Here is a 10,225-nt window from a genome sequence, read left to right on the forward strand (position 1 = left end):
ATGCTGAAAACAAAAATAATCCCGCCCGCCGACGGCGCTTATGCCTATCCCTTGCTGATCAAGCAATTGCTGCTGTCCGGCGTGCGTTACGAGCCGGGCCGGGAAATCGTCTACGCCGACAAACTGCGCTACAGCTACCAGACGCTCAACCAGCGCATCCGCCGCCTGGCCAATGCGCTGACGGCGGCCGGGGTCAAGGCCGGTGACACCGTGGCCTTGCTCGACTGGGACAGCCACCGCTACCTGGAATGCTTCTTCGCCGTGCCGATGATCGGCGCGGTGCTGCACACGGTGAACATTCGTCTGTCGCCGGAGCAGGTGCTGTTCACCATGAACCACGCCGAGGATGACCTGGTGCTGGTGCATGACGACTTCCTGCCCTTGGTCGAACAGATCCACGGACGGCTGGAAACGGTAAAAGGCTACCTGCAGCTCACCGATGACGAGGCGACCGCGACCTCGCTGCCGGTGCTCGGTGAGTACGAGCAGTTGCTGTCCCTGGCCCCGGACCAGTACGACTTCCCGGATTTCGACGAGAACTCGGTCGCCACGCTGTTCTACACCACCGGCACCACCGGCGACCCGAAAGGCGTGTACTTCAGCCATCGGCAACTGGTGCTGCACACCCTGAATGCCGTCGGCACCCTGGGCGTCTATCAAGGCCAGCCGCTGCTGCGTTCCGACGATGTGTACATGCCGATCACGCCGATGTTCCACGTGCATGCGTGGGGCGTGCCGTATGTCGCGACGCTGATGGGCATCAAGCAGGTCTACCCGGGCCGCTACGAACCCAACAGCCTGGTCAAGCTGTACCGCGAAGAGAAGGTGACTTTCTCCCACTGCGTGCCGACCATCCTGCAGATGATCCTCAACTGTGAGCAAGGCAAGGTGACCCGTTTCGACGGCTGGAAAATGCTCCTGGGCGGCAGTGCGCTGACGCTTGGCATCGCCAGTGAAGCCAGCGCCAAAGGCATGGTGGTGCACGCCGGCTACGGCATGTCGGAAACCTGCCCGTTGCTGTGCCTGACCTACCTGCGCGACGAGGACCTTCAGCTATCTGCCGAAGCCCAGTTGCCGATCCGCATCAAGACCGGCACACCGGTGCCGCTGGTCGACCTGAAGATCATCGACGCCGAAGGCAACGACGTGGCCCATGACGGCGAGTCCCTGGGCGAGATCGTGGTGCGCGCACCGTGGCTGACCCAGGGCTATCTGAAAGCCCCGGACAAAGGTGCGGAGCTGTGGCACAACGGCTGGCTGCACACCGGCGACATGGCCTCGATCGACCAACAGGGCGGCGTGGAAATCAAGGATCGCATCAAGGACGTGATCAAGACCGGCGGCGAGTGGATCAGCTCCCTGGAACTGGAAAGCCTGATCAGCGAACACCCGGGCGTCATGTCCGTCGCGGTGGTGGGCATTGTCGATGAGCAGTGGGGCGAACGGCCCATGGCAATGGTGGTGTGCGAGCCGGGGCAATACCTGGACCGCAAGATTCTGGAGACGCACCTGCAAGCCTTCGTCGACGGCGGCCGCATCAACAAATGGTCGATCCCCAAGCAGTTCAAGTTCGTTGCCGAAATCCCCAAGACCAGTGTTGGCAAGATCAACAAGAAGCTGATCCGGGAAACGGAAGTGAACTGAGGGATAAACCTGGCACTGTTGTTGTGGGAGCGAGCTTGCTCGCGATGGACTGGAGCGCGCCGCGTTTAAACAGGAAGCACGCGTTATCGTTGACGACCATCGCGAGCAGGCTCGCTCCTACAGGAATCCACCGGCGCCGGGCGGTTTCCGGATAGCCCGCTTGGCGTCATCTTTGTCATAGTCCTGGCCAGAGATAACGCCCCATTGGTCGCAGTTTTCAGCGCTTGTGCCAAGCTGAACGGGGTATTGAACCGCTGTGCATCAGTCAAACCCCAGGAAGCCCACGACATGAACCTCACCCGTGCATCAAACGTCCGCCACGAGTTCTACAAGGCCGTCTGGTTCTACTTCAAAGTGGTGTGGCCGATCTTCTCGATACTGCTGCTGGTGATCATCGCGTTCGGCCTCATCATCGCCCAACTGGAAGGGTGGAGCCCGTATGACGGCGTCTACTTCGCCTTCGTGACCGGCCTGACCATCGGCTACGGAGAACTGGTGCCCAAACTGGCCGTGTCTCGGGTACTGGCGATCCTGCTGGGGTTCAATGGGGTGCTGATGACGGCGACATTCGCGGCGATCAGTGTCCGGGCGATTGAAGTGACGGTGACGGCGTCACGGCAGAAGGACGTCGAGTAAGGACGTGATGGCCACAGCCTCCGGGGCTCAATGCGAGTGTCGGTGATGGATGTCGGGAAAGTGCGGATGACTGTGGACGATCGGTGAGTGTTGGTGCACATGGCTATGGGGTTGCTCACCATTCCACTCAAAGTCGTGTTCATGCTGATGATGCTCATCATGGACGTGTTTGTGGTCATGGATTTGCGGTTCGTGCCGATGCTCGTGTGAGTGACTCTCGGTCAGATGAATCCAGACCCCAAGCCCCATCAGGCCGGCAGCGATCCAAAACACCCACGTCACGGCTTCACCGAAAAACAGGATCGCTATCGCGGCTCCCAGGAACGGTGCCGTAGAAAAGTAAGCCCCAGTGCGCGCCGTACCAAGCCCCCGCAACGCCAGGACGAACAGCACCAGACTCACGCCATACCCCAGAAAGCCCACCAGCAGGGTTGGCCCAAGCAGCGACCATGCTGGCAGGTGCATGCCCAGCGCGATTCCCAGTGCGCAATTGACGACCCCAGCTACCAACCCTTTGGTGCCGGCAATAAACAACGCATCCGACGCAGACACCTTACGGGTGAGGTTGTTATCAATGGCCCAGCAAAAACAGGCCAGCGCCACCGCGACAGGCCCCAACCAGCCATGAACCTCTGCCGAAGTGCGAGGCCACGCCAACAATACGCCCCCGGCGACAATGGCGATCATCCCCGCAACAATGCGCCGGTCTGCGTTCTCCCTGAACACCACCCAGGCCATCAGTGCGGTCAACACGGCTTCCAGGTTCAGCAACAGTGATGCGGTGGTGCCAGAGGTGAGGGTCAGTCCAAACATCAATGCAACCGGCCCCAGAACGCCACCGAACACAATGGCCCCGATGAACCATGGCCATTCAGGGGCTGTCAGGCCTGTCGGCTGCCAGCCACGATCACGGATCAGGCGGGTTAGCGTCAGCCCGACGCCACTGCCCAGGTAAAGCAGGCCGGCGAGGAGGAGGGGGGACACATTCAAGCCTAGCCACTTGGCCAAGGGCGTGCTGGCGCCGAACAGGGCCGCAGCGCCCAGGGCGTAGAGAATGCTTTTGGTCATGGTGGTTCCGGGGCTCAGGGACGATAGTCGTGAACAGGATACGCTCAGTGCAGGAAATGAGCGCTTGTGGCCTGCCCGCGATGATTTCCCGACACCTGCCGTGAATCATTGAAAGCCCCCGATCACTTCAAGGCTAACCTGAATCTCGACCCCAACACATAACCCTGTGGGAGCGGGCTTGCTCGCGAAGGGGCCAGTACATTCAACATCAATGTTGTCTGGACTGACGCCTTCGCGAGCAAGCCCGCTCCCACAGGTATTCATCCGGGCTCCTTCCGACTAAGCCTCCCAACCCGCCCCACTCACCGCCGCCTGCACCAGCGGGTGCAAATCCGCCCCCTGGTGCTCCGTCTGCCAGGCAAGTAATTCCTTGCGCATGCTCGGTGCCCAGTACATCTGCAGATGATTGCGCACGCTGAGCACCGCCTGTTGCTGGTCCGGCTGGCTGGCGAAGTACTGGGCGATCTGGTTGGCCATCTTGATCAGGTTGTCAGTACTCATCGGCGCACCTCGGCTTTATCACCACGGGCGTGGCGGCGATCCTTGAGCAAACGGTCCTGTTCTTCGCTGAACTCCTGGAAGCGCTTCTGCCACTCCGAAGGGTGATACACGCGGCTGACTTCCACGGCCGTGACCTTGTACTCCGGACAGTTGGTGGCCCAGTCGGAGTTGTCGGTGGTGATCACGTTGGCCCCCGATTCCGGGAAGTGGAAAGTGGTGTACACCACGCCCGGGGCGACCCGTTCGGTGATCCGCGCACGCAGCACGGTCTGCCCGGCGCGGCTGCCGATGCCGACCCAGTCTCCTTCGTTGATGCCACGGCTCTCGGCGTCGGTCGGGTGGATTTCCAGGCGGTCTTCGTCGTGCCAGGCCACGTTGTCGGTGCGCCGGGTCTGGGCGCCGACGTTGTACTGGCTGAGGATGCGCCCGGTGGTCAGCAGCAGCGGATAGCGAGTGTTGACCTTCTCCTCGGTGGGCACGTAGCCGGTGAGCATGAAACGCCCCTTGCCGCGCACGAACTCCTCGATGTGCATGGTCGGCGTACCGTCCGGCGCCTCGGCGTTGCACGGCCATTGCAGGCTGCCGTGGCGGTCCAGTTCGGCATAGCTGACGTTGGTGAAGGTCGGCGTCAGGCTGGCGATTTCATCCATGATTTCCGACGGATGTTTGTAGTTCATCGGGTAACCCAGGGCATTGGCCAGGGCCACGGTGCCTTCCCAGTCGGCCTTACCGCCCAGCGGGTCCATGACCTTGCGCACCCGGGAGATGCGCCGTTCGGCGTTGGTGAAGGTGCCGTCCTTTTCCAGGAACGAACTGCCCGGCAGGAACACATGAGCGAACTTGGCGGTTTCGTTGAGGAAAATATCCTGCACCACCACGCACTCCATGGCCGACAAAGCGGCGGTGACGTGCTGGGTATTCGGATCGCTCTGGGCGATGTCTTCGCCCTGGCAATACAGACCCTTGAAACTGCCTGCCAGGGCCGACTCGAACATGTTGGGAATGCGCAGGCCCGGGTCGGGTTGCAGGGTGACGTTCCACGCCTGTTCGAACTGCGCCCGTACCACCTCGTTGGAAATGTGTCGGTAGCCAGGCAACTCATGGGGGAAGGAGCCCATGTCGCAGGATCCCTGCACGTTGTTCTGCCCCCGCAACGGGTTTACGCCCACGCCTTCGCGGCCGATGTTGCCGGTGGCCATCGCGAGGTTGGCGATGCCCATCACCGAAGTACTGCCCTGACTGTGTTCGGTGACGCCCAAACCGTAGTAGATCGCCGCATTGCCACCGGTGGCATACAGGCGCGCAGCCGCACGGATGTCGGCAGCGGGGACACCGCAGACAGGGCTAAGGGCTTCCGGCGAGTTTTCCGCACGGCTGACGAACTCACTCCAGGTCGCGAAATCGCTGCCCTCACAACGGGCGTCGATAAAGGCCTGATTGAGCAAGCCTTCGGTGACGATGACATGAGCCAGCGCGTTGAGCATGGCGACGTTGGTGCCCGGGCGCAGGGCCAAATGGTATTCGGCGCGGGCGTGCACCGAGTCCACCAGATCAATGCGTCGTGGATCGATGACGATCAGCCGCGCGCCTTCACGCAGACGCCGTTTGAGTTGGGAGGCGAACACCGGGTGGGCGTCGCTGGGGTTGGCGCCCATCACCAGGATCACGTCGGCCTGCATCACCGAGTCGAAACTCTGGGTACCGGCGGACTCGCCCAACGTTTGTTTCAAGCCATAACCGGTCGGCGAGTGGCAAACCCGCGCACAGGTGTCGACGTTGTTGTTGCCGAACGCGGCGCGCACCAGTTTTTGCACCAGGTAGGTTTCTTCGTTGGTGCAGCGGCTGGAGGTGATGCCACCAATGGAGTCGCGGCCATATTTCTGCTGCAGCCGGCGGAATTCGCTGGCGGCGTAGGTCACCGCTTCATCCCAGCTGACTTCCTGCCACGGGTCGTTGATGTGCTTGCGGATCATCGGTTTGGTGATGCGATCCGGGTGGGTGGCGTAGCCCCAGGCAAAGCGCCCCTTGACGCAGGAGTGGCCGTGGTTGGCCTGGCCGTTCTTGTCCGGAACCATGCGCACCAGCTGGTCGCCTTTCATCTCGGCGCGGAACGAGCAGCCCACGCCGCAGTAGGCACAGGTGGTGATCACGCTGCGTTCGGGCTGGCCGAGTTCCACCACGCTTTTTTCCATCAGGGTCGCAGTAGGGCAGGCTTGTACACAGGCGCCGCAGGACACGCATTCCGAGTCGAGGAAGTTATCCCCACCGGCGGCGGCCACGCGGGATTCAAAACCGCGCCCGGTAATGGTCAGGGCAAAGGTGCCCTGGGTTTCTTCGCAGGCGCGCACGCAGCGGTTGCAGACGATGCACTTGCTCGGGTCGTAGTCGAAATACGGGTTGGACGTGTCCTTCACATCGGCCAGATGGTTGTCGCCTTCATAGCCGTAACGCACCTCCCGCAGGCCGACCTGACCGGCCACGGTTTGCAGCTCGCAGTTGCCGTTGGCCGAGCAGGTCAGGCAGTCCAGCGGGTGATCGGAGATGTACAACTCCATGACGTTACGGCGCAGGGTCGCGAGCTTCGGCGTCTGGGTGTGTACGCTCATGCCTTCAGTGACCGGCGTGGTGCAGGACGCCGGATAACCGCGCATGCCGTCGATCTCCACCAGGCACATGCGGCAGGAGCCGAAGGCTTCCAGGCTGTCGGTGGCACAGAGTTTTGGAATGGTGGTGCCCAGCAGCGCGGCGGCGCGCATCACCGAGGTGCCTTCGGGCACGCTGATGCTGCGACCGTCGATGCTCAGGGTGACTTGCACCTGGCTCTCACGGGCAGGGGTGCCCAGATCGATATCGGTGTTCGGGTCGAAGAGAGTAATCATTGCTCGGCCTCCGAGGGCTGCAAGCCGAAGTCGGCGGGGAAGTGCTTGAGGGCGCTGGCGACCGGAAAGGAAACCATGCCGCCCAACGCACATAGCGAACCGTATTGCAGGGTGTCGCACAGGTCCTTGAGGATGATCACCTGCTCATCGCGACCGCTCTGGTCAGGCGCGGCCAGCAGGCGGTCGATCACCTCGACGCCCCGGGTCGAGCCGATGCGGCACGGCGTGCATTTGCCACAGGATTCCTCGGCGCAGAACTCCATCGCGAAACGCGCCATGTGGGCCATGTCCAATGAGTCGTCCGCCACCACCACACCACCGTGACCGAGCATCGCGCCGATGGCGGCGAAGGCTTCGTAATCCAGCGGCGTGTCGAATTGCGACGGCGGCACCCAGGCGCCGAGCGGGCCGCCCACCTGCGCAGCCTTTAGCGGCCGGCCACTGGCGGTACCTCCGCCGTAGTCTTCCACCAGCTCCCGCAGCGACAGGCCAAAAGCCCGTTCCACCAGCCCGCCATGACGAATATTGCCCGCCAACTGGAAGGGCATGGTGCCCAGGGAACGGCCCATACCGTAATCACGATAGAACTGCGCACCCTTGGCCAGAATCAGCGGCACCGAGGCCAGGGTCAGCACGTTGTGCACCAGCGTCGGCTGGCCAAACAGGCCCTTCAAGGCAGGGATCGGCGGCTTGGCGCGGACGATCCCGCGCTTGCCTTCGAGGGAGTCCAGCAGCGCGGTTTCTTCACCGCAGATGTACGCACCGGCACCGACGCGCACTTCCATATCAAAGGCCTGACCGCTGCCGCCAACATTGGCGCCGAGGTAACCGTTCTCCCGGGCAATCTGCAGCGCGTTGCGCAGGATGATCACGGCATCCGGATATTCCGAGCGCACATAGATGTAGCCATAGGTGGCGCCGACGCACAGGCCAGCAATGGCCATGCCTTCGATCAGCAGGAAGGGGTCGCCTTCCATCAACATACGGTCGGCGAAAGTGCCGGAGTCGCCTTCGTCGGCGTTGCACACGATATACTTTTGCGTGGCTTCGGTAGCGCGCACCGTGCGCCATTTGATCCCAGCGGGGAAGGCTGCACCGCCTCGGCCACGCAGACCGGAATCGAACACCTCAGTCGCAGTCTGTTCGCCTCCGATGGCGATGGCTCTTTTCAAACCCTCGAAACCGCCATGATCCTGGTAATCGTCGATGTGTAGCGGCTGGGTGATGCCAGCGCGGGCGAACAACAGGCGCTGCTGAGTTTTCAGATAGGGCAACTCTTCCACCAGGCCCAGGGCCAGTGGATGAGAAGACGGGTCGCCTTTGAGCGCTTCGAGCACAGACGGCACATCAGCATCTGTCAGCGGACCGAAGCCGAAACGGCCTTGCGGCGTGTCCACTTCCAGCAGTGGTTCCAGCCAGTAAAGGCCCCGCGAGCTGGTGCGTTTTATCTCCAGCGGCACAACGCGTCCCCGGGCATGGGTGATAAGAGCTACCACAACATCTTCTGCACCCACGGCACGGGCAACCGAATCACCAGACACATAGAAAGCTGGCATCACGCGTCCTCCCGGCAAGCGTCGAGCAAGGCATCCAGACGCTCGGCACTGAGCCGCGCATGCACCCGGCCATCCAGTTCCAACGCGGGCGAACAGGCACAAGCACCAAGGCAATACACCGGCCGTAAACTGATGCTGCCATCGGCGCTGCTGCCGTGATCATCCAGTTGCAGACGCTCACGCAACTGCGCGGCCAACTGCTCGGCACCACGGCTCTTGCACGACTCGGCCCGGCACAGCCGCAGGATATGCCGCGCGGGCGGCGCGGTACGGAAGTCATGGTAAAAACTGATCACCCCACGAACCTCGGCCTGGCTCAGGTTCAGGGCATGGGCAATCTCGGGGACGGCGACATCGGGGACGTAACCGATACGCTCCTGAATATCATGAAGAATGGGCAACAGCGCACCCGCAGAGCCCTTGTGGCGCTCCAGCAAACTGTTGACCACAGGCAGGTGCAACATCTCATCAGGCATTCAGCAATCCTCACGGTCACGGACAAACCAGAAGGTCGTCGGTCGTCCGAAAGTGTCGGCTGCGGCACTCACACCACGTCACGGTATCGTGGCAATTTGGCCGTTGGCCAGGGCACCCTGAGCGGGCATCTTGTTGTGCCCGGCACGGTCTTCGCCGCACCTCTACTGGGCATAAAGGGCAGCTTGCCACGCCGCTATTGATCGACCTGCACCAAAGCGACGTGCTCGGTTCTGCCTACGACTATCCATTAAGTCTAGATGAGTGCCGCACGGGGCGTTCACACACTGGCCTAATGCCCGGAGGGCCGGTCGATGAATGATGTATAACAAGCAATACGGGAGAGAAAAAGCATCAGAACCAAGGGCCGTTTTACGGAGCAGATGCGTTGACCTATGCCGCTACACAACCTTGTGGGAGCGGGCTTGCCCGCGAAAGCGCCAGCCCAGACAGCATCAATGCTGGATCAGTTGCCTGGCGATACCTGCTCAGTTGAAAAGCTGGATGCAAAAGCCGTGGGCCTGCTAACCCGTGCCGCCTGGCTGAGCGCACTATTATAATTTCATGGATGTCTGCGGGGATGGAACGCTCACCATAGAGTCGACGACAGCTATTGATCATGAGTGGAGCAATGATCATGGAATACGACGACAAACTCATTGAAGACGCCGTGCTTGCCCTTTTGGCAACCTTCAGTTTCGACAGCGGCAACGCTTGGAAAGGGTTCGACTTCGAGACCATGAACCGATTGCATGAACATGGTTTCATCAGTAATCCGGTGAGCAGGAACAAATCAATTTGGTTAACGGAGGAAGGGCTGGAGCGAGGTCGGTGGATAGCCGACCAATTGTTCGGCGTGAAAACTCAAGGCGAGCTTGAGTCGAGCTCTGATACCTGACTTCATACTGCGGTCACGATGGTTGGATTGATATCGAAAATAAATGCATCCCCATTCAGTCCCCCCACTCAGCCTGGGTTGTTTTCAGCCTGTCGCGACAGGCAGCAATCCACAGCCAAAAGCGGTCAGTCAGCGTCTACGAAATAAGGGGCGATTTAGTGACGACGTGGTCTGGGTACTCTGCTGCCCTGATGTTTTGTTCGGACCTTGGAAGTTTTCATAGTGGCAACCCAGGCTCTTTAGGTAGGGAAAAGAATTTTTAGACGGGGGTTGACCACGTGTTTTAATCCTGTATTATTCGCCTCCCGCTAACGAGCAGTTCGATGCTGAGTTTGGCTTAAGTAATTGATTTTGTTAAAAAAATCATGCGCTTTTAAGGGTGTTATTTGAGAGCGTGTGCTGTATAGTGCACGCCTCGGTTGAGACGAAAGATCTTGACCAGCCGCTCTTTAACAACTGAATCAAGCAATTCGTGTGGGTGCTTGTGGAGTCAGACTGCTAGTCAACAGATTATCAGCATCACAAGTTACTCCGCGAGAAATCAAAGATGTAACCAACGATTGCTGAGC

At 60.7% G+C, this 10,225-nt stretch carries 8 protein-coding genes; 3 read left to right on the forward strand and 5 right to left on the reverse strand.

The genetic code is table 11. The features are described 5' to 3' along the window. Nucleotides 1-1,644 carry a fatty acid--CoA ligase gene (locus C9422_RS14065; RefSeq protein ID WP_116581060.1) on the forward strand — a complete coding sequence of 548 codons (1,644 nt, stop codon included), beginning with the start codon at nt 1-3 and terminating at the stop codon, nt 1,642-1,644. A gap of 288 nt (nt 1,645-1,932) precedes the next feature. Continuing rightward, a complete protein-coding gene (locus tag C9422_RS14070) occupies nt 1,933-2,280 on the forward strand; it encodes a potassium channel family protein (protein ID WP_116581061.1) in 348 nt (115 codons plus the stop codon). Nucleotides 2,281-2,307: 27 nt separating this feature from the next. Here C9422_RS14070 and C9422_RS14075 read toward each other — a convergent pair whose 3' ends face one another. From C9422_RS14075 to C9422_RS14095, 5 genes are all read right to left on the reverse strand, one after another. Beyond that, the gene (locus C9422_RS14075) at nt 2,308-3,348 is read right to left on the reverse strand and encodes a DMT family transporter (protein ID WP_007971954.1); all 1,041 of its coding nucleotides are present in this window, start codon (nt 3,346-3,348) and stop codon (nt 2,308-2,310) included. A 279-nt stretch (nt 3,349-3,627) separates the two neighbouring features. Beyond that, nucleotides 3,628-3,849: a formate dehydrogenase subunit delta gene (locus tag C9422_RS14080; RefSeq protein WP_116581062.1), complete on the reverse strand. Its 222-nt coding sequence runs from the start codon at nt 3,847-3,849 to the stop codon at nt 3,628-3,630. After that, nucleotides 3,846-6,728, reverse strand: a complete 2,883-nt coding sequence (gene fdhF, locus C9422_RS14085) for a formate dehydrogenase subunit alpha (RefSeq protein ID WP_116581063.1) — start codon at nt 6,726-6,728, stop codon at nt 3,846-3,848. The genes C9422_RS14080 and fdhF overlap by 4 nt, the downstream gene beginning before the upstream one ends. Then, nucleotides 6,725-8,284: an NADH-quinone oxidoreductase subunit NuoF gene (locus C9422_RS14090; protein ID WP_116581064.1), complete on the reverse strand. Its 1,560-nt coding sequence runs from the start codon at nt 8,282-8,284 to the stop codon at nt 6,725-6,727. The genes fdhF and C9422_RS14090 overlap by 4 nt, the downstream gene beginning before the upstream one ends. Continuing rightward, on the reverse strand, nt 8,284-8,760 hold the full coding sequence (locus C9422_RS14095; protein ID WP_056855147.1) for a formate dehydrogenase subunit gamma: 477 nt from the start codon (nt 8,758-8,760) through the stop codon (nt 8,284-8,286). Before C9422_RS14095 ends, C9422_RS14090 begins: the two co-directional genes overlap by 1 nt. A 635-nt stretch (nt 8,761-9,395) precedes the next feature. Between C9422_RS14095 and C9422_RS14100 the strand changes: the two genes are divergently transcribed. Then, nucleotides 9,396-9,656, forward strand: coding sequence for a DUF6429 family protein (locus C9422_RS14100; RefSeq protein ID WP_116581072.1), 261 nt, complete (start codon nt 9,396-9,398; stop codon nt 9,654-9,656). Nucleotides 9,657-10,225 lie beyond the last annotated feature (569 nt).

The organism is Pseudomonas sp. B1(2018) (assembly GCF_003097365.1).
In the GTDB taxonomy this organism is placed as follows: domain Bacteria; phylum Pseudomonadota; class Gammaproteobacteria; order Pseudomonadales; family Pseudomonadaceae; genus Aquipseudomonas; species Aquipseudomonas laurylsulfatiphila.

Excerpts from the sequence above, each read along its gene's own strand:
- C9422_RS14075 (WP_007971954.1), bottom strand. The coding sequence starts at position 3,348 with ATGACCAAAAGCATTCTCTACGCCCTGGGCGCTGCGGCCCTGTTCGGC.
- C9422_RS14095 (WP_056855147.1), bottom strand. The coding sequence starts at position 8,760 with ATGCCTGATGAGATGTTGCACCTGCCTGTGGTCAACAGTTTGCTGGAG.
- C9422_RS14090 (WP_116581064.1), bottom strand. The coding sequence starts at position 8,284 with ATGCCAGCTTTCTATGTGTCTGGTGATTCGGTTGCCCGTGCCGTGGGT.
- C9422_RS14100 (WP_116581072.1), top strand. The coding sequence starts at position 9,396 with ATGGAATACGACGACAAACTCATTGAAGACGCCGTGCTTGCCCTTTTG.
- C9422_RS14080 (WP_116581062.1), bottom strand. The coding sequence starts at position 3,849 with ATGAGTACTGACAACCTGATCAAGATGGCCAACCAGATCGCCCAGTAC.
- C9422_RS14070 (WP_116581061.1), top strand. The coding sequence starts at position 1,933 with ATGAACCTCACCCGTGCATCAAACGTCCGCCACGAGTTCTACAAGGCC.
- C9422_RS14065 (WP_116581060.1), top strand. The coding sequence starts at position 1 with ATGCTGAAAACAAAAATAATCCCGCCCGCCGACGGCGCTTATGCCTAT.
- fdhF (WP_116581063.1), bottom strand. The coding sequence starts at position 6,728 with ATGATTACTCTCTTCGACCCGAACACCGATATCGATCTGGGCACCCCT.